Source organism: Streptomyces sp. NPDC056987, assembly GCF_042673865.1.
Taxonomy (GTDB): Bacteria; Actinomycetota; Actinomycetes; order Streptomycetales; family Streptomycetaceae; genus Streptomyces.
On the sequence record NZ_JBHURV010000015.1, the window covers coordinates 41,500 to 59,930 of the forward strand.

At 72.7% G+C, this 18,431-nt stretch carries 19 protein-coding genes and 1 pseudogene; 8 read left to right on the plus strand and 12 right to left on the minus strand.

The annotated features are described in order from the left end of the window. Positions 1-243: 243 nt before the first annotated feature. From ACFTZC_RS19100 to ACFTZC_RS19110, 3 genes are read left to right on the plus strand one after another with little or no spacing between them, the layout of a single operon-like run. The gene (locus ACFTZC_RS19100) at positions 244-1,518 is read left to right on the plus strand and encodes a magnesium transporter MgtE N-terminal domain-containing protein (RefSeq protein WP_382891139.1); all 1,275 of its coding nucleotides are present in this window, start codon (positions 244-246) and stop codon (positions 1,516-1,518) included. Between the two features lie 46 nt (positions 1,519-1,564). After that, positions 1,565-2,128, plus strand: coding sequence for a DUF1003 domain-containing protein (locus ACFTZC_RS19105; RefSeq protein WP_365812236.1), 564 nt, complete (start codon positions 1,565-1,567; stop codon positions 2,126-2,128). 43 nt (positions 2,129-2,171) lie between these two features. Then, positions 2,172-3,332, plus strand: a complete 1,161-nt coding sequence (locus tag ACFTZC_RS19110) for an Mrp/NBP35 family ATP-binding protein (RefSeq protein ID WP_382891142.1) — start codon at positions 2,172-2,174, stop codon at positions 3,330-3,332. Between the two features lie 118 nt (positions 3,333-3,450). Here ACFTZC_RS19110 and ACFTZC_RS19115 read toward each other — a convergent pair whose 3' ends face one another. The 5 genes from ACFTZC_RS19115 to sigE form a co-directional block, all read right to left on the minus strand. Then, a complete protein-coding gene (locus tag ACFTZC_RS19115; RefSeq protein WP_382891144.1) occupies positions 3,451-4,116 on the minus strand; it encodes a hypothetical protein in 666 nt (221 codons plus the stop codon). Positions 4,117-4,231: 115 nt separating this feature from the next. After that, positions 4,232-4,786, minus strand: coding sequence for a sec-independent translocase (locus tag ACFTZC_RS19120; protein ID WP_382891146.1), 555 nt, complete (start codon positions 4,784-4,786; stop codon positions 4,232-4,234). 138 nt (positions 4,787-4,924) lie between these two features. After that, positions 4,925-6,742 (minus strand): trypsin-like peptidase domain-containing protein, encoded by a 1,818-nt coding sequence (locus tag ACFTZC_RS19125; RefSeq protein ID WP_382891148.1) that lies wholly within the window; start codon positions 6,740-6,742, stop codon positions 4,925-4,927. A gap of 90 nt (positions 6,743-6,832) precedes the next feature. After that, positions 6,833-7,732, minus strand: a complete 900-nt coding sequence (locus ACFTZC_RS19130; protein WP_382891150.1) for an anti-sigma factor family protein — start codon at positions 7,730-7,732, stop codon at positions 6,833-6,835. Then, positions 7,729-8,487 (minus strand): RNA polymerase sigma factor SigE, encoded by a 759-nt coding sequence (sigE, locus tag ACFTZC_RS19135; protein WP_365812046.1) that lies wholly within the window; start codon positions 8,485-8,487, stop codon positions 7,729-7,731. Before sigE ends, ACFTZC_RS19130 begins: the two co-directional genes overlap by 4 nt. Before the next feature lie 164 nt (positions 8,488-8,651). Here sigE and ACFTZC_RS19140 point away from each other — a divergent pair. Then, a pseudogene (locus ACFTZC_RS19140) lies at positions 8,652-9,318 on the plus strand (O-methyltransferase). Positions 9,319-9,500: 182 nt separating this feature from the next. Here the strand turns inward: ACFTZC_RS19140 and ACFTZC_RS19145 are convergent. Then, a complete protein-coding gene (locus tag ACFTZC_RS19145) occupies positions 9,501-9,668 on the minus strand; it encodes a DUF3117 domain-containing protein (RefSeq protein WP_003966491.1) in 168 nt (55 codons plus the stop codon). A 313-nt stretch (positions 9,669-9,981) separates the two neighbouring features. Between ACFTZC_RS19145 and ACFTZC_RS19150 the strand changes: the two genes are divergently transcribed. Continuing rightward, positions 9,982-10,785, plus strand: a complete 804-nt coding sequence (locus ACFTZC_RS19150; protein WP_382891152.1) for an enoyl-CoA hydratase/isomerase family protein — start codon at positions 9,982-9,984, stop codon at positions 10,783-10,785. A 107-nt stretch (positions 10,786-10,892) separates the two neighbouring features. On the opposite strand, the gene ACFTZC_RS19155 is transcribed toward ACFTZC_RS19150, so the two are convergent. Both ACFTZC_RS19155 and ACFTZC_RS19160 read right to left on the minus strand, forming a co-directional pair. After that, on the minus strand, positions 10,893-11,489 hold the full coding sequence (locus ACFTZC_RS19155; RefSeq protein ID WP_382891154.1) for a DNA-3-methyladenine glycosylase I: 597 nt from the start codon (positions 11,487-11,489) through the stop codon (positions 10,893-10,895). Next, positions 11,486-11,839, minus strand: a complete 354-nt coding sequence (locus tag ACFTZC_RS19160; protein WP_382891156.1) for a hypothetical protein — start codon at positions 11,837-11,839, stop codon at positions 11,486-11,488. The genes ACFTZC_RS19155 and ACFTZC_RS19160 overlap by 4 nt, the downstream gene beginning before the upstream one ends. Positions 11,840-11,992: 153 nt before the next feature. Here ACFTZC_RS19160 and folP point away from each other — a divergent pair, with 153 nt between their 5' ends. After that, complete coding sequence (gene folP / locus ACFTZC_RS19165; RefSeq protein WP_382891158.1) at positions 11,993-12,871, plus strand: dihydropteroate synthase; 879 nt, start codon at positions 11,993-11,995, stop codon at positions 12,869-12,871. 52 nt (positions 12,872-12,923) lie between these two features. Here the strand turns inward: folP and ACFTZC_RS19170 are convergent, their stop codons facing one another. Both ACFTZC_RS19170 and dapE read right to left on the minus strand, forming a co-directional pair. Beyond that, positions 12,924-13,673 carry a TIGR00730 family Rossman fold protein gene (locus tag ACFTZC_RS19170; RefSeq protein WP_382891160.1) on the minus strand — a complete coding sequence of 250 codons (750 nt, stop codon included), beginning with the start codon at positions 13,671-13,673 and terminating at the stop codon, positions 12,924-12,926. A gap of 134 nt (positions 13,674-13,807) precedes the next feature. Further along, entirely contained in the window at positions 13,808-14,887 is a 1,080-nt protein-coding gene (dapE, locus tag ACFTZC_RS19175) for a succinyl-diaminopimelate desuccinylase (RefSeq protein WP_382891162.1), read from the minus strand. A gap of 104 nt (positions 14,888-14,991) precedes the next feature. On the opposite strand from dapE, the gene ACFTZC_RS19180 reads away from it, so the two are divergent. Together ACFTZC_RS19180 and ACFTZC_RS19185 are read left to right on the plus strand one after the other, a co-directional pair. Continuing rightward, complete coding sequence (locus ACFTZC_RS19180) at positions 14,992-16,038, plus strand: hypothetical protein (protein WP_382891164.1); 1,047 nt, start codon at positions 14,992-14,994, stop codon at positions 16,036-16,038. Between the two features lie 390 nt (positions 16,039-16,428). Continuing rightward, the gene (locus tag ACFTZC_RS19185) at positions 16,429-16,884 is read left to right on the plus strand and encodes an ATP-binding protein (protein WP_382891166.1); all 456 of its coding nucleotides are present in this window, start codon (positions 16,429-16,431) and stop codon (positions 16,882-16,884) included. On the opposite strand, the gene dapC is transcribed toward ACFTZC_RS19185, so the two are convergent. Beyond that, positions 16,868-17,971, minus strand: coding sequence for a succinyldiaminopimelate transaminase (dapC, locus tag ACFTZC_RS19190; protein ID WP_382891168.1), 1,104 nt, complete (start codon positions 17,969-17,971; stop codon positions 16,868-16,870). The genes ACFTZC_RS19185 and dapC overlap by 17 nt on opposite strands. Before the next feature lie 79 nt (positions 17,972-18,050). Then, entirely contained in the window at positions 18,051-18,371 is a 321-nt protein-coding gene (gene fdxA, locus ACFTZC_RS19195; RefSeq protein WP_003985062.1) for a ferredoxin, read from the minus strand. Between the last annotated feature and the right edge of the window lie 60 nt (positions 18,372-18,431).

Consider the following 18,431-nt stretch of genomic DNA (forward strand, 5'->3'; position numbering starts at 1 on the left):
CGGACGACAGGGGAACGATCACAGACGCACTGCCTCTCATACGCTGCCGGAGGGTGGCAGACCGCAGCGTACCCGGGCCCCGGGGCCCCCGGCCCGCCCCCCGAACAGCACGCGGTACGGACGTCCGGACGGACGGATCCGTCAGCGCGTGGCGCAGCGGTACGGGCTAGCCTGAACCCGTCATCACGCTGGATAGAAGGAAAATCGAGTACATCAAGTACAAGAACCAAGGAGGCGCTCGGCATGGCGGCAGGCGCCCCTCGGATCTTCGTCTCGCACCTCGCCGGCGTACCGGTCTTCGACCCCACCGGCGACCAGGTCGGCCGCGTCCGCGACCTCGTCGCCATGCTGCGCGTCGGCGGACGCCCGCCGCGCCTGCTCGGCCTCGTCGTGGAGGTCCTGAGCCGGCGCCGGATCTTCCTCCCGATGACCCGGGTCACCGGGATCGAGTCGGGCCAGGTGATCACCACGGGGGTGCTCAACGTACGGCGCTTCGAGCAGCGCCCCACCGAGCGCCTCGTCCTCGGCGAACTCCTCGACCGCCGGGTGCGGCTGGTGGAGGACGGCGAGGAGGTCACCGTCCTCGACGTCTCCGTGTCGCAGCTCCCGGCCCGCCGCGACTGGGAGATCGACAAGGTCTTCGTACGGCGCGGCCGCAAGGGCGGCAAGCTGCGGCGGCGCGGGGATGCGCTGACCGTCGAGTGGTCGGCCGTCAGCGGTTTCTCGCTGGAGGAGGAGGGCCAGGGCGCGGAGAGCCTCGTCGCCACCTTCGAACGGCTGCGCCCCGTCGACCTCGCCAACGCGCTGCACCACCTCACCCCCAAGCGCCGCGCGGAGGTCGCGGTGGCCCTCGACGACGACCGGCTCGCGGACGTCCTGGAGGAGCTGCCCGAGGACGACCAGGTGGAGATCCTCGGCAAGCTGAAGGAGGAGCGCGCCGCCGACGTCCTGGAGGCGATGGACCCGGACGACGCGGCCGATCTCCTCTCCGAGCTGCCCGAGCCGGACAAGGAGCGGCTGCTGACGCTGATGCGCCCCGACGACGCGGCCGACGTGCGGCGCCTGATGTCGTACGAGGAGCGCACCGCGGGCGGTCTGATGACGACCGATCCGATCGTGCTGCGCCCGGACGCGACCGTCGCGGACGCGCTGGCCCGCGTACGGCAGCAGGACCTCTCCCCCGCGCTCGCGGCGCAGGTCTACGTGTGCCGGCCGCCGGACGAGACCCCCACGGGGCGTTACCTGGGCACGGTGCACTTCCAGCGGCTGCTGCGGGACCCGCCGTACACGCTGGTCAGTTCGATCGTGGACAGCGATCTGCCGCCGCTCGCCCCGGACACCCCGCTGCCCGCGATCACCAGCCACCTCGCCGCGTACAACATGGTCTCCGCGCCGGTCGTGGACGACAGCGGGGCGCTGCTCGGCGCGGTGACGGTCGACGACGTCCTCGACCACCTCCTGCCGGACGACTGGCGCGAGACCGGCTTCCACGGCGGGGAGGCGGCGCGTGGCACCTGAGCGGCGGGACACCAACGAGGGCGCCGGGTCCCGCGCCCTGGAGCGGATGCGCTCCGGGGCCGGTTCGACGGCGCTGCTGCGCGGCGGGCGGAACCGGCTGGACCAGCCGCGGCCGCAGCGGCGCAAGCTGCTGCCCGAGTACGACCCGGAGGCGTTCGGGCGGCTCTCGGAGCGGGTGGCGCGCTTCCTGGGGACGGGCCGCTTCATCGTCTGGATGACGCTGTTCATCATCGTGTGGCTGGTGTGGAACGTCTGGGCCCCCGCCGACCTGCGCTTCGACCCGTACCCGTTCATCTTCCTGACCCTGATGCTGTCGCTCCAGGCCTCGTACGCGGCGCCGCTGATCCTGCTGGCGCAGAACCGGCAGGACGACCGGGACCGGGTCACCCACGAGCAGGAGCGCAAGCAGAACGAGCGGTCGATCGCGGACACCGAGTACCTGACGCGGGAGATCGCCGCGCTGCGGATCGGCCTGGGCGAGGTCGCGACCCGCGACTGGATCCGCTCGGAGCTCCAGGACCTGGTGCGGGAGATGGCGGAGCGGCGCGCGCTCCCCCCTGCGGGGCCCGGTGAACCGCCGCCCGCCGGGCGTCCGGAAACCGACCGCTGACGGGCCTTTCCTGCTGCGGTACGGATCGCCGTACCATCTCGGTATGGCTACCGACACGTACGGAACCGCCGTCCCCGCGGAAGAAGCGGTGCGCGAAGCGCTGGCGACGGTGAACGACCCCGAGATCCACCGGCCCATCACCGACCTGGGGATGGTCAAATCGGTGGAGATCGCCGCGGACGGTGCCGTGGCCGTGACGGTCTACCTGACGGTGGCCGGCTGCCCGATGCGCGACACGATCACCCGGAACGTGACGGACGCCGTCAGCCGGGTCGAGGGCGTCACGCGGGTCGAGGTCACGCTGGACGTGATGGGCGACGAGCAGCGGCGCGAGCTGGCGGCCTCGCTGCGCGGCGGCACCGCCGAGCGCGAGGTGCCCTTCGCCAAGCCGGGATCGCTGACCCGGGTGTACGCGGTCGCCTCCGGCAAGGGCGGCGTCGGCAAGTCCTCGGTGACGGTCAATCTGGCGGCGGCGATGGCGGCCGACGGGCTGAAGGTCGGCGTGGTGGACGCGGACATCTACGGGCACAGCGTGCCCCGGATGCTCGGTGCGGACGGCAAGCCCACCCAGGTCGAGAACATGATCATGCCGCCGTCCGCGAACGGCGTGAAGGTCATCTCGATCGGCATGTTCACGCCGGGGAACACGCCGGTGGTGTGGCGCGGCCCGATGCTGCACCGCGCGCTCCAGCAGTTCCTGGCGGACGTCTACTGGGGCGATCTGGACGTGCTGCTGCTCGACCTGCCGCCGGGGACCGGCGACATCGCGATCTCGGTGGCGCAGCTGGTGCCGAACGCCGAGATCCTGGTGGTCACCACCCCGCAGCAGGCCGCGGCCGAGGTCGCGGAGCGGGCCGGCTCGATCGCCGTGCAGACCCACCAGAAGATCGTCGGTGTGGTCGAGAACATGTCGGGGCTGCCCTGCCCGCACTGCGACGAGATGATCGATGTCTTCGGCACCGGCGGCGGCAAGCTCGTCGCGGAGGGGCTGACCCGGACGACCGGCGCCGAGGTGCCGGTGCTGGGCGGGATCCCGATCGACGTACGGCTGCGCGAGGGCGGCGACGAGGGCAAGCCGATCGTCCTCTCCGACCCGGACTCCCCGGCGGCGGCGGCGCTGCGCGCCATCGCGGGCACGCTGGGCGGGCGGCAGCGCGGCCTGTCGGGCATGTCGCTGGGGATCACACCGCGCAACAAGTTCTGAGCCGTCCAGGGGGCCGTGGAGGGCTCCGGGATCCCGTACGCGGGATCTTCCGTCCGCGGGATCCCTCCGGGGCAAGGGGGCGGCCGTTCGAGCGGTCGCCCCCGTCACGGCGCAGGCGTCAGGGCGCGTACGACCTGATGTCGCCGATCGCCGAGAACCCGAGGCCGTACGCGCTCATCCCGCGCCCGTACGCGCCGAGGTGCACCTCGTCGCGCGCCGATCCCGCCAGCACCCAGCCGAACTCGGACTCGCGGTAGTGGAAGGGCGTCAGCTCGCCGTCGACCGGCAGGGAGAGCGACGACCAGGCCGGCCCGGTCAGATCGTCGGCCAGCTCGAAGGCGGTCTCCGTCTGCTGTGCCAGCCATTCGGCGCGCAGCGTGTGGTCGAGCTGCGCGGGCCAGGTGGTGGCCAGCAGCCCCGACCCGGCCAGCCAGGCCGCCGAAGAGGCCGTCGTGGCGTCCAGATGCCCCGTACCGTCACTGGTACGGCGCAGCGCGCTGTTGGCGACCGTGACGACCACCGCGAAGCGTTCCCGGTGCGCGGCGGCCGCGTCCGGTCTTATCGACGGCTCTTCGCCGTGGCCCGTGGCGCCGTGCCGGACGGTGCCGTCGGCGGTCGCCCCGACCTGCATCAGCCAGCGGGGCCCCGTGAACGCCTCGTCCAGCCCGTACCAGGGAAAAGGCGCCCGCAGATAGGCGGCGAGGGAACGAAGACCCGTCTGCCCTCCCTCGGAAGGGGCTGGTCCGGCCGTGTCCCACGCACCCGCCCGACTCGTGGTCTCCATCTGCCCGCGCCTCCTCGATCTCGGTCGTCCGGCGCGAGCCGCCCCCGACGGGCGTTCCACTGCCGGACAGATGGAGGATAGCCACCCGCTCCCGACTCGTAGGGATTGGTCGTGCTCAGGTGGCGTCTGAGTCGAAGGGGGGCCGTTCGACCGGATCGGGCTTTTCGCGCTTCTTGAGCAGGTCGGGCGTCTGGGGCGAAGTGGGGGTTTTCTTGAGGAGATCGGGTGTGCCGGTCCCCCCGACGGACGTACCGCCCGCCGGCGATCCGTTCACGGCCGATCCGTTCGCGGCGCTTATGGCGGGCGCGGGGGTCTCCGGCGCGTCGAGCTCGTCCGGGTCGTTCTCCCGGCCGTTCACCACGTCCGCGATGTCGTTCATCTCCTGGCGGAGATCGAAGGTGCTGCGGATGTCCTTGAGCCCCAGCTCGTCGTTGTCCATGAGCTGTTTCCGGACGAAGTTCTTGGGGTTGAGGTCCTCGAACTCGAAGTCCTTGAACTCCGGTCCCAGCTCGGAACGGATGTCCTCCTTGGCGTTGTCGGAGAACTCACGGACCTTCCGTATGAAGCCTGCGACGTCCTGGATGACCTTGGGCAGCTTCTCCGGACCGAAGACGATCACGGCGAGGACGGCGATCGTGATCACCTCAAGGGCGCCAATGTCGTTGAACACCTTGCTGCTCCTTGTGTTCTCCATGCACGCCGGACGGGGACGGGACCGTCCTGGTCCGTACGGGGTCGAGGTGGGGCGGGGGCCGGGCCGCTCCACGGTACCTGCCCGAACTGTCCGGGCGGTACCTTCCGGTGACCGTCAGGTGCCGTCCGCGGAGCCGAGAACCAGACTGAGCGTGCGCTCGTCGCCGTCCCGTACGAGGGTCAGTTCCAGCTGGTCGCCGGGGCGGTGGGCGCGGATCTTCACGATCAGCTCCTCGCCGCTGTGCACCCGCTGCCCGTTGACCTCGGTGATGATGTCGCCGGGCCTGATGCCCGCCTTGGCGCCGGGGCCGCCCGTGGTGACGGCGGGGCCGCCGTCGGCCGCCTCGGCACCGACCTTGGCGCCGTCGCCCGCGTACTCCATGTCGAGGCTCACGCCGATCACCGGGTGGGTGGCCTTGCCGGTGTTGATCAGCTCCTCGGCGACGCGCTTGCCCTGGTTGATGGGGATGGCGAAGCCGAGCCCTATCGACCCCGACTGGCCGGTGCCGAGCCCCGTACCGCTGTCGGCGGCGCGGATGGCGCTGTTGATCCCGATGACGCGGGCCCGGGCGTCCACCAGCGGGCCGCCGGAGTTGCCGGGGTTGATGGGGGCGTCGGTCTGGAGCGCGTCGACGTAGCTGATGTCGCTGCCGTCGCCCTTCTCGCCTCCCGCGGTGATGGGGCGCTCCTTGGCGCTGATGATCCCGGAGGTGACCGTGTTGGAGAGGTCGAAGGGCGCGCCGATGGCCACCACCGGGTCGCCGACCTGGACGTTGTCGGAGTTGCCGAGCGGCAGCGGCTTCAGCCCGGACACACCGGTGACCTTGACGACGGCGAGGTCGTAGCCGCTGTCCTTGCCGACGAGCTTCGCCCGGGCGGTTTCACCGCCGCTGAACGTGACGGATATCTCGCCGCCGGAGCCGGAGGTGGACGCGGGCTGGACGACGTGGTTGTTGGTCAGGATGTGGCCCTGCCGGTCGAGGACGAAGCCGGTGCCCGTGCCCTGCTCGCCGCCGCCGCTGACATGGAGGGTGACCACGCTGGGCAGGGCGCTGGCGGCGATGCCCGCGACGCTGTCGGGCGCGCGCCCGGCGGCCTCGGGGCCGGCCTGCGGGAGCTCGACACGGGTGAGGCCGCCGTTGCGCTCGATGTACGCGCCGACCGCGCCGCCCAGGACACAGGCGGCGAACCCGACGAGCACGAGGGCGGCGACCCCGGCCCGCCGCCGCTTCGGGGCGGGCTCCCCGTACTGCTGGGTGAGCGGCGCGCCGCCCGGGGCGCTCCAGGGGTCGTACTGGAGCCACTGGGAGGGCGCGGGCTGGGGCTGCGGCTGGAGGTGAGGCTGCTGGAGGGGCTGCTGCTGCGCGGGCTGTACGTGAGGCTGCTGCGGGCCCCCCGGGCCGGGGTACGGCGGCGGCATCGGTGTACCGCCCGCGGGGGTCGGCAGCTGCACCGGGGGCGCGGGGGCCCAGGGACCGGGGCCGCCGTACGGCGGGGTGCTGTAGGCGTCGGGCTCGTGCAGCGGCCGGGGCCGCTCCGGGGGCGCGTCCGACGGCTCGGGCACGTCGGCCGGCGGCGCCATGGGGGCGGGGTGCCCGGCGACGGTGGCGGACGGCTCGGCGGGCTGCCCGGCCGGGGCCGCGACCGGCTCCGGGCCCGCGACCGGCTCCGTAGGCGTCACCGGCTCCACCAGCGAGGCCGGCTCCGTAGGCGCGACCGGCGCCTCATATGCGATCGGTGCCGTGGGCGGCTCGGCGGAGGGGCCGGCGGGCGGCGCGGCCGGCGGTTCCGCCGTCACCGCGGGCAGTTCCGCCGTGACCTCGGCGCTTCCCGCCGGCCCTGACGGGCCGTCGGGCTCCTGCGGCGGCGCGCCGACCGCGGAGGGCCGGCTCCACCACTTCGCCTTCGGTCCGGTCGGCTTCCCGTCGTCCATGCTCTCCCCGCAACTGCCGTTCCGTGCCCTGACAGGGGCACCCCTGCCCTGGATTCAACCAGGTTTACGAATGTCCGCGCAGGGAACCGGTCAGCGCCTGGCCGAAAGCGGCGTGGAAGGCAGCGTCGGGGCGTCGATCCGGGTGGGATCGGGGGTGTTCGGGGAACCGGACTCCGGCGTTCCGTCGTCGAACCGTACGGCGGAGCCCGTGGTCCCGCTCCACGGCAGCGGCGAAGCACCCGTCAGCAGCCCCTGCGAGAAGGGGTGCTCGGAGAGCATCTGCGACTGGAGCACACCGGCCGGGGCGGTGCCGGCGGGCCGGTCGGCGGAGCGCGAGGACGATCCGCCGCTCTGGCGGCGGGAGGAGTCGCTGATGGTGGAGGCCGGGGCCGTCGGGCCCGGGGCCCGCATGGGGGTCACGCTGTTGCCCGCGCCGCGCGGCAGTACATCGGCGGCGGTGCCCAGCGGCATCGTCCCGCCGAGGGCCATCGCGGCGAACGACACGGCACTGGCCGCGGCGAAGGCGAACCGCCGGCCGCGCCACGGGGAGCGCTCCTCGTCCCGCCGCTGGCCGGGGCGGGAGACCTCGTGGATCCGGAAGCCGGAGCCGCCCGGCAGCAGCCCGGCGCCCGATCCGGCCGGGACGTAGCCGAAGCCGTCCGTTCTGACGCCGAAGGCGCCGTCACCGAAGCGCCCCCCGTCGAAGAGCCCTTTTCCGTCGTCGTCATCCCCGGAGCCGGGTCCGGAGCCGGGACCACCCGGAAGCCCCTGGAGCCGCGCGAGCAGCCCCGCCGAGAGCTGCGGCGGCGCGGCCTGCGCGAACGCGGTCTTCAGCCGGCGCTGGGCGTCGGCCTCCGCCTTGCACTTGGCACAGGTCGCGAGATGGGCCAGCACGCGCTCACGCGCGTCGTGATCCAGCTCCCCGTCCACCAAGGCGGCGAGTCGGTCCCCCAGATGCTGCTCGGCGGGGGTGGGCCCTGTGCCACTCACGCCGCTCCGCCCTCCCCGGCCACGCTCGCGAAGGCGCGCTGCTCGGCCCGGGCCTCGGGGGAACGGTGCTGGAGGGCCTTGCGCAGGTGCGAACGGCCGCGGTGGATCCTGCTGCGTACGGTGCCGAGCTTCACGCCCAGCGTGGCGGCGATCTCCTCGTACGACAGCCCCTCGATGTCGCAGAGCACCACGGCGGCACGGAATTCGGGCGCGAGGGTGTCCAGCGCCTGCTGGACGTCCGCGTCGAAGTGCGTGTCGTGGAAGACCTGCTGCGGCGAGGGCTCACGGCTGGGCAGCCGCTCCGCCGCGTCGTCGCCGAGCGCGTCGAACCTGATCCGCTGCTTGCGGCGGACCATGTCGAGGAAGAGATTGGTGGTGATGCGGTGCAGCCAGCCCTCGAACGTGCCGGGCGTGTAGGTCGACAGCGAGCGGAAGACCCGCACGAAGACCTCTTGGGTAAGATCCTCGGCGTCGTGCTGGTTGCCGGTCAGGCGGTACGCAAGGCGGTAGACACGTCCGCTGTGCGTGCTGACGATCTCCTCCCAGCTGGGAGGCGTCCACGCCTGCGATTCCGCATCCGATGCGAAGGTCGCCGTTACTGCGGAGTCGGTGGAGCGGGAACGGTCAGCAATGTTGGTCACGGATTTCGGCTCGCCGGCTGACCTGAGAAAGCGCCGGAGCACTCCTCCCCGATCCACAGGCGCAGCCGCACCTCCCCTGTCGGCTCTGGTGGTGTCCAGTGGAGCCCCTACCATAGCCACTCCGCCCGTTAGCTCCGGATAAGAATCTTTACGTGAATTTGGGGGCGGTCCCGGGCCCCTTCCAGGGGCTCTTCGGGGGTTTCCCCCGCCTCGCGCTCTGCCTTTCTTAACGCCCGGTCCCATCTGCGGGTTCCCGGGCGCAGCGGATACAGTCACCGTTGCGCCGCCAACGGGGACAAGGAGAGGGTCATTACCGCCAACCGGCAGACGAGCTGGGCGTTCGCCGACGCCTTTGTCGCCGAGGACGAAGCTCTGCACTGGGCCCGGGAACGGGCCCGGGAGACAGGGCTCCGCTCGGTGTCACCAGGCACCGGCGCCGCGCTGCGTCTGCTGGCCGCCACGCTGGACGCCAAGGCGGTCGCCGAGATCGGCACGGGCACCGGTGTCTCCGGTATCTACCTGCTGGAGGGCATGCGCCCGGACGGCGTGCTGACCACGGTCGACACGGAGCCCGACTGCCAGCAGTTCGCCCGGCAGGCGTTCCGCGCCGCGGGCTTCACCGGGAACCGCGCACGGTTCATCCCCGGCGGCGCCCTGGACGTACTGCCGCGGCTCGCTGACGGCGCGTACGATCTCGTCTTCTGCGACGGGGACCGGCTGGAGTGCCTCGACTATCTCGCTGAATCGTTGCGGCTGCTCAGGCCCGGCGGTCTGGTCTGCTTCGAGGGCGTCTTCGCCAACGGCCGGACGGTGGACTCGGCGGCGCAGCCCTCGGAGGTGCTGCGGCTGCGGGAGCTGCTGCGGACCGTACGGGAGAGCCAGGAGCTCCAGTCGACGCTGCTGCCGGTGGGGGACGGTCTGCTCTGCGCGGTACGGCGCGGCTGAGTCCTCCGGGACGGGCCCGACGCTCCCGGCACGGGCCCGCGTTCCCGGGACGGACGGGCGGGCCGGTCCTCCCCGTACGCACGGCGAACAGTCCTCTGCCCCGGCACGGACTGATCCGTACCGGGGCAGAGGGCCGTTCGTCCGGGGGTGACTCCCCACCCCGAAGACCGTGATCGTTCCGCTCAGCCGACGACCTTCTTCAGCGCGTCGCCGAGCGCATCCGCCTCGTCCGGAGTCAGCTCGACGACAAGCCGACCGCCGCCTTCGAGCGGAACGCGCATGACGATGCCCCGCCCCTCCTTGGTCACCTCGAGCGGGCCGTCGCCCGTTCGCGGCTTCATGGCCGCCATGCTCGTTCCCCTTCCTGAAACCAGCTCATCGCAGCCGGCGGCCCCATGACAGGCGCTGTGTCACCGGCATCGAACACATTGCTTCCAGCCCATTATCCCGCATGGCGGGAGCCGATGACCAACATCGGACGGCATCGCTTACGCAACGCGCTCTCGCAAAACGCCGCATTTCGGGGATCCGGCTGCGATACTTCGCCGCCGCGTGCTCCGCCGGCGGCGAACTTTCTTAGACGCAGGTCACATGCCCGGCGCCGGTGATCTCCGCCATGCTGGGGCCGGACAGGACCGCCCGAGCCGCGAAGGAGACCCGATCATGGCCGACACCGTGCTCTACGAGGTGAGTGACGGACTCGCAACGATCACGATCAACCGGCCCGAGGCCATGAACGCGATGGACGTCGCGACCAAGGTCGCGCTCCGTGACGCGCTGACCGCGGCGGGGGACGACGCCGCCGTGCGGGGCGTGCTGCTGACCGCCGCCGGGTCCCGGGCGTTCTGCGTGGGCCAGGATCTGAAGGAGCACACCGCGCTGCTGGCGGAGGACGCCAGGACCGGCGCCGGACAGACGATGAGCACGGTGCGCGAGCACTACAACCCGATCGTCCGGGCGATCACCGGGATGCCCAAGCCGGTCGTCGCCGGGATCAACGGCGTCGCGGCGGGCGCGGGCCTCGGCTTCGCCCTGGCGGCGGACTACCGGATCGCGGCGGACACGGCCGCGTTCACGACGTCCTTCGCGGGCGTGGCCCTGACCGCCGACTCCGGCATCTCCTGGACGCTGCCCCGGCTGATCGGCCGGGGCCGTGCGACGGACCTGCTGCTCTTCCCGCGGTCGGTACCGGCGGCGGAGGCCCACGCGTGGGGCCTGGTGGACCGGCTGGTCCCGGCGGCCGACCTGGCGGCCACGGCCGCCCGGGTGGCGGCGGAGCTGGCCGCGGGCCCGACCGTGGCGTACGCGGCGCTGAAGGAGTCCCTGGCGTACGGCGCGGAGCACTCGCTGGCCGAGACGCTGGAGAAGGAGGACGAACTCCAGACCCGGGCGGGCACGTCGGAGGACCACGGGATCGCCGTGCGCGCGTTCCTCGCGAAGGAGAAGCCGCGGTACGTGGGCCGCTGAGGCCGCACGGGGACGCACACGGCCCCCGATGCGGCCCGTGCCGGACGCCCGCACGGGCGTCCGGCACGGGCGTCCGGCACGGGACGTCCTCGCCGGTCGGTATCGGGTCAGGCCGTCCGGCGGCGGGCCGTGCACGCCTCCAGGTGGTCGTCGACCAGACCGCACGCCTGCATCAGCGCGTACGCCGTCGTCGGGCCCACGAACCGGATGCCGCGCTTCTTCAGCTCCTTCGCCAGCGCCGTGGACTCGTCCGTCACGGCCGGGACGTCGGCCGTCGTCACCGGGGCCGGGCGCCCGGCCGCGTCGGGTGCGTACGACCAGATCAGCTCGTCCAGGGCGCCCGCGGGCCAGTCGGTCAGCACGCGCGCGTTCGCCAGGGTCGCGTCGATCTTCGCCCGGTTGCGGATGATCCCCGGGTCCGCGAGCAGCCGCTCGCGGTCGGCGTCGGTGAACTCCGCCACCGACGCGATCTTGAACGAGGCGAACGCCGCGCGGAAGCCCTCACGGCGGCGGAGGATCGTGATCCAGGACAGCCCGGACTGGAAGGCCTCCAGGCTCAGCCGCTCGAACAGGGCGTCGTCGCCGTGGACCGGACGGCCCCACTCCTCGTCGTGGTACGCGAGGTAGTCCTCCGTGGAGACGCCCCAGGGGCAGCGGGGCCGGCCGTCGGGACCCGCCACCGCACCGCCGGGAAGCTCGCTCATCGGTCGCTCTCCTCCCCCGGCTTCTTGAAGAGGTCGGGGGAGGAGACGGCCGTCGCCTGCGCGCCCGCGAGCGCGGACTCCAGCTCCGCGATCCGCGCGTCCCGCTCCGCCAGCTCCGCGCCGAGGCGGCTGAGCACGTCGTCCACCTCCGCCATCCGGTAGCCGCGGGCCCCGACGGGCAGCCGGAGCGCGTCGACGTCCGCGCGCCCCACCGGGCGCGACACGGGCAGCGGGTCCACCAGCCGTTCCGGAGCGGCCTCCGGCAGGACCGCGCTGTCGCCCCCTCCGACGACGGCGAGGGTGACCGCGGCGACGACCACGACCATCGCGATGAGCAAGAACAAGAACACGAGCTTCTCCCCGGGCAGGAAACGTCCAGTGCCGATCGTGCCACGAGCCACTGACACCGGGTGCCGCCGAAGGCGGTTAGGGTCGGTTCCGGCCCCGGGACGGACGACAGGACCGAGGCCGCGGACGTACCGAACGCTGGGAGGAACCACGGGATGCGCGCCACCGACGGGACGCTGCGGCTGGGACGCCGGGAGTTCGGCCCGTACGAGCCGGTCGTCATGGCGATCGTCAACCGGACTCCTGACTCCTTCTACGACGGGGGCGCGACCTTCCGCGACCAGCCGGCCCTCGACCGGGTCGAGCAGGCGGTCTCCGAGGGCGCCGCGATCATCGACATCGGCGGGGTGAAGGCGGGCCCCGGCGAGGAGGTCACGGCCGAGGAGGAGGCCCGCCGTACGGTCGGCTTCGTCGCGGAGGTGCGCCGCCGCTACCCGGACGTGGTGATCAGCGTCGACACCTGGCGCCACGAGGTCGGCGAGGCGGTCTGCGAGGCGGGCGCCGATCTGCTCAACGACGCCTGGGGCGGGGTGGACCCCCGGCTGGCGGAGGTCGCCGCGCGGTACGACGCGGGGCTGGTGTGCACGCACGCGGGCGGCGCGGAGCCACGGACCCGGCCGCACCGGATCGCGTACGACGACGTGATGGCGGACATCCTGCGGGTGACGCTGGGACTGGCCGACCGCGCCGTGGAGCTGGGGGTACGCCGCGACGCGATCATGATCGACCCGGGCCATGACTTCGGGAAGAACACCCGGCACTCGCTGGAGGCGACCCGCAGGCTGGGCGAGATGGCGGAGACGGGGTGGCCGGTGCTGGTCTCGCTCTCCAACAAGGACTTCGTCGGGGAGACGCTCGACAGACCGGTCAAGGAGCGGCTGATCGGCACGCTGGCGACCACCGCGGTCTCGGCGTGGCTCGGCGCGCGCGTCTACCGCGTCCACGAGGTCGCGGAGACCAGGCAGGTGGTGGACATGGTCGCGTCCCTCGCGGGCCACCGCCCGCCCGCCGTGGCCCGCCGCGGCCTCGCCTGAACGAGCACCGCGGCGGAGCGGAGGTCACCCGGCGGAGGTCACCCGACGGGGATCAGTTGCCGGTCTCCTTCGTGACCAGCGCGACCGCCTCTTCCACGTCGTCCGTGACGTGGAAGAGCAGCAGGTCCTTCTCGGACGCCTTGCCCTGTCCCACGACCGTGTTCCGCAGCCAGTCGACCAGGCCGCCCCAGTACTCCGTACCGAACAGCACGATCGGGAAGCGGGTGACCTTGCGGGTCTGCACCAGGGTGAGCGCCTCGAACAGCTCGTCCAGCGTGCCGAGGCCGCCCGGCAGCACCACGAAGCCCTGCGCGTACTTCACGAACATCGTCTTGCGGACGAAGAAGTAACGGAAATTGACGCCGATGTCGACGTGCGGGTTGAGCCCCTGCTCGAAGGGGAGCTCGATCCCCAGCCCGACGGAGATGCCCGACGCCTCCCGCGCCCCCTTGTTCGCCGCCTCCATGGCACCGGGGCCGCCGCCCGTGATCACCGCGAAGCCCGCGTCGACCAGCGCGCCGCCGAGCCGCACGCCCGCCTCGTACTCCACCGTGCCGGCCGGGGTGCGCGCGGAGCCGAAGACCGCGATGGCGCTGGGCAGTTCGGCGAGGGCGCCGAAGCCCTCGACGAACTCCGACTGGATCCGCATCACCCGCCAGGGGTCGGTGTGCACCCACTCCGAGTCGCCCTCGGTGTCCAGCAGCCGCTGATCGGTCGTGCCGGGCTGCACCTGCTCGCGTCGCCGGATCACCGGTCCGAGCCGCTGTTCCTCCGGCCTGCGCGCTCCGTCAGGCATGCCCATGAGCTGCTCCCTCCGCTGCTGTGCGTTGTTCTGGGCAAGGGTAGATCGGCGGACGTGACAAACGGCGAAATTCCGGCAGTCGATCAGGCCCCCGGCGGATGAGCCGGGGCCCGGGCCGGGACCGGGACCGGGAGCTACCGCGTGAGCCACTCACGGAGCCGGTCCTCGCAGTGCGTGATCCGCTCGACGGCGACCCGCTCGTCCCGCTTGTGGGCGAGCAGCGGGTTGCCCGGCCCGTAATTGACCGCGGGCACCCCGAGCGCGCTGAAGCGCGCGACGTCCGTCCAGCCGAACTTGGGCCGCGCCGTCCCGCCGACGGCCGCCATGAACGCCGCGGCGGCCGGGTGCGAGAGGCCGGGCAGGGCGGCGCCCGAATGGTCGTCCACGGTGAACTCCGTCACGCCGCACCCCTCGAAGACCTCGCGGACATGCGCCAGGGCCTCCTCCTCGCCACGGTCCGGCGCGTAGCGGTAGTTGACGACGACGGTGCAGGCGTCGGGGATGACGTTGTTGGCGACGCCCCCCTCGATCCGTACGGCGTTGAGCCCCTCCCGGAACTCCAGCCCGTCGATGACCGGCCGGCGCGGCTCGTAGGCGGCGAGGCGCTGGAGGATCGGCGCGGCGGCGTGGACGGCGTTGGACCCCATCCAGCTCCGCGCGGAGTGCGCCCGCTCCCCCGCCGTGTGGAGGAAGACCCGCAGCGTGCCCTGGCAACCGCCCTCGACCTCGCCGTCGGAGGGCTCCAGCAGGACGGCGAAGTCACCCTCCAGCCAGTCGGGGTGGGCCTCCGCCACATGCCCGAGACCGTTGAGGTGTGCGGCGACCTCCTCGTTGTCGTAGAAGACGAAGGTCAGGTCGCGGTTGGGGGCGGGGACGGTCGCGGCGATACGGAGCTGTACGGCGACGCCCGACTTCATGTCGCTGGTGCCGCACCCCCACAGCACCCCGTCGGCGTCGAGCCGGGAGGGCACGTTGTCCGCGATCGGGACGGTGTCGATGTGTCCGGCCAGGACGACCCGCTCGGCGCGCCCGAGCCGGGTCCGCGCCACGACGTTGTTGCCGAACCGGTCGACGGTGAGGTGCGGCAGCGTGCGCAGCGCCTGCTCGATCGCGTCGGCGAGCGGCTTCTCCTCCCCGCTGACCGAGGGGAAGTCGACCAGCCGCGCGGTGAGCGCGGGGCCGTCCAGGGTGAGGTCGAGCGGGGTCTCAGACATGCTTCGACCCTAATACGCCCCGTCGGCGACCCCGGCCCGACGCCATCGCGGCGGGTCCGCCGGACCGGGCCGCCGGGGCCCTCCGACTCCAGTACGGTGGGCCCGTGCCCGAGCCCGTCTCCCCCTCCGCCTCCCCCTCGCGCGCTTCCTTCGGCCGTGGCCGTCTGCTGCGTGCCGCGGGCGCTCTCCTCGTGCTGCTGGCCGTCGCCGGCTATGTGGTGGTGCAGTACCTGAGCGGCGGCGGAGGCGCCCCGCGCTGCGTGGCCCGCGCCGGGGACGACGCCGGCGAGGGCAGCTCGACGTACGAGATGACACCCGAGCAGGCGGCGAACGCGGCCACGATCTCCGCCGTCGGCACCCGGCGCGGACTGCCGGAGCGCGCGGTGACCATCGCGCTGGCGACCGCTCTCCAGGAGTCCGCGCTGCGCAATCTCGACCACGGTGACCGTGACTCGGTCGGCCTGTTCCAGCAGCGCCCGTCGAAGGGGTGGGGGACGGTCGCGCAGATCCGGGACCCGGTCTACTCGGCGGGTGAGTTCTACGACCATCTCGTCAAGGTTCCCGGCTACTCGCGGCTGCCCCTCACGGAGGCGGCGCAGCGCGTCCAGCGCAGCGGTTTCCCGCAGGCGTACGCGAAGCACGAGCCGGACGCCACGCTGCTGGCCGCCGCGCTCACCGGCCGGTCCGCCGCGTCGCTGACCTGTTCGGCGCCGTCCGGCGGCACGCCGGGGGACCCGGCGAAGGTACGGGCCGCGCTGACCCGGGACTTCGGGGCCGAGGTGCGGCCCGCGGACGCCGCGCACGAGGTCTCCGTACCGGTTCCGGCCGGGGCCGGCGCCGGTACGGGCGGCGAGCGCGGCGCCTCGGTGGCCGGTCAGGCCGGCGGGTCGGACGGTTCGAGCGGTTCCGGTGACTCCCGTGACTCCGGCGGATCCGCCGGATCCGTGGACGGGAACACGGCCTCGCCGCGCGGCTGGGAGCTGGCGCACTGGGCGGTGGCCCAGTCCTCGGCGCTGCGGATCGACAAGGTGACCTACGCGGGCCGGGTGTGGCGCGCCGGGCGCGCGGACCAGGGGTGGCAGCGGGCGGACGGTTCCGCGGACAGCCGGACGTCCGGCGCGGATGTCGTCCGTATCCGCACGGCACGGTAGTCGTCCGTACCGGCACGGCGCGGCAGTCGTACGGCAGGACGCCCAGCCGTACGAGCCGTCACCCGGACGGGCGAGTCTGCACCGGCCCGGACCCCCGGCTCGACGGCCGCCCCGAGGCAGCGGTCCGATACGGCGATTCTCTTGCGGGACAAGGGAAGTGACGGTTCTGCAGACACCCCGGGACCGCACCGTTTACCCGATTTTATCCGCAGCGGACCACAGTGCGCATTACCTACTCTTTACCCGCGTCCACCGCATCCTCCGGGGCCGTTCGAGGGGTTGTCACGACGTCCGATCGACCGATCCGCGGATTGACCGATCCGCGGATCTGCCGATCGACGGACAAGCGACACGCACCACACCGTTGCCCTCAAGCCCCAAGGAGCCATGATGTCCGCGAACCTCCCCCTCACCCGTCGGATCGCCCGTGCCGCGCTGCTCATCGCCGCGGGCGCCGCCCCGGTGATCGGCGCGGCCGGGTCGGCGAACGCGGCGGCACTTCCGCAGACCACCGATCTGGGCGCGGTCACTGCGCTCGACGGCGCCAGTGTCGGCGGCACCGTCGACAGCGGGGCGCAGAAGGCCACCCAGGCCGTGGGAAGCACCGGCGGCGCGGCCGTCGCGAAGGGCGTGCCCGCCGCGGGCAAGACCGTCGGCAAGGCCGTCAAGACGGCGACCCCCGCCGTCCAGAAGACGGCGGGCGAGACCGCGGGCAGCGCGGGCACCGTACTGGGCGAGACCGCGAAGACCGCCACGGAGGGCACGGCCCCGGCCCAGCAGACCGCCCAGGGCGGTCTGCCGCTGGGGCAGCTCCCGGTCAAGGGCCTGCTCACGCCAGGCGCTTGACCGCCGCGTCGATCCGTTCGTCGGTGGCCGTCAGCGCCACGCGTACGTGCCGCTCGCCCGCCGTGCCGTAGAAGTCGCCGGGCGCGACCAGGATGCCCAGACCGGCGAGGTGCGCCACGGTGTCCCAGCAGGGCTCGTCGCGCGTCGACCACAGGTAGAGGCTCGCCTCGCTGTGGTCGACGCGGAAGCCGCCCGCCTCCAGCGCCGCGCGCAGGGCGGTGCGCCGGGCCGCGTACCGCTCCCGCTGCTCCCGTACGTGGGTGTCGTCGCCGAGCGCCACGACCGTGGCCGCCTGCACCGGCGCGGGCACCATCATCCCGCCGTGCTTGCGGATCTTCAGCAGCTCGCCCAGGACGGCCGCGTCGCCCGCGAGGAACGCCGCGCGGTAGCCGGCCAGGTTGGAGCGCTTGGAGAGCGAGTGGACGGCGACGAGGCCCTCGTACGTACCGCCGCAGACGTCCGGGTGCAGGACGGAGACCGGCTCGGTCTCCCAGCCCAGCTCCAGGTAGCACTCGTCGCTGAAGACCAGCACGCCGTGCTCGCGCGCCCAGGCGACGATCCGGGTCAGCTCGTCCTTGGAGAGCACCCGCCCGGTGGGGTTGGACGGCGAATTCAGCCAGAGGAGCCTCAGCCCGGCCGGATCCAGCGCCGTGGGGTCCTCGTACGTCACGGGTTCGGCGCCGCAGAGCCGCGCGCCCACCTCGTACGTGGGGTACGCGAGCAGCGGGTACGCGACCTTGTCGCCCGCGCCGAGCCCGAGCTGCGTCGGCAGCCAGGCGACCAGTTCCTTGGAGCCGACCACCGGCAGGACGTTCGCGTGGCCCACCCCGCGCGCGCCGAGCCGCCGCTCCACCCAGCCGGTCAGCGCGTCCCGCAGCTCGGCCGTGCCCCACACCGTCGGGTACCCGGGCGAGTTCGCGGCGTCTATGAGGGCCTGCCGGACCAGCGCGGGAACCGGGTCGACGGGCGTGCCGACGGACAGGTCCACGATCCCGTCCGGATGGGCCGCCGCCGTCGCCTTGTAGGGCTCCAGCTTGTCCCAGGGAAAGACGGGAAGGCGCGAAGAGACTGGAGAGACTGCGGACACGTGGTCACTCACTCTTTCTCGGGTGGCAAACGCCACGGTCCCGTACGGCGGGCAGCCGTACGGGACCGGGGGCGCGCCGTCAGCCGTTCTGGGGCGGCAGCGCGGCGATGAAGGGGTGGTCGCGCTCGATCAGGCCCAGCTTGGAAGCACCGCCGGGCGAACCGAGCTCGTCGAAGAACTCGACGTTCGCCTTGTAGTAGTCCTTCCACTCCTCCGGGGTGTCGTCCTCGTAGAAGATGGCCTCGACCGGGCAGACCGGCTCACAGGCTCCGCAGTCGACGCATTCGTCCGGGTGGATGTACAAGGACCGGGAGCCCTCGTAGATGCAGTCGACCGGGCACTCTTCGATGCATGCCTTGTCCTTGACGTCGACACAAGGCTGCGCGATGACGTAGGTCACGCTGTCGTTCCTCCTCGATAGGGCGCGGCGGGCCGATCTGCGGCTCCGTCCACGGGCGCG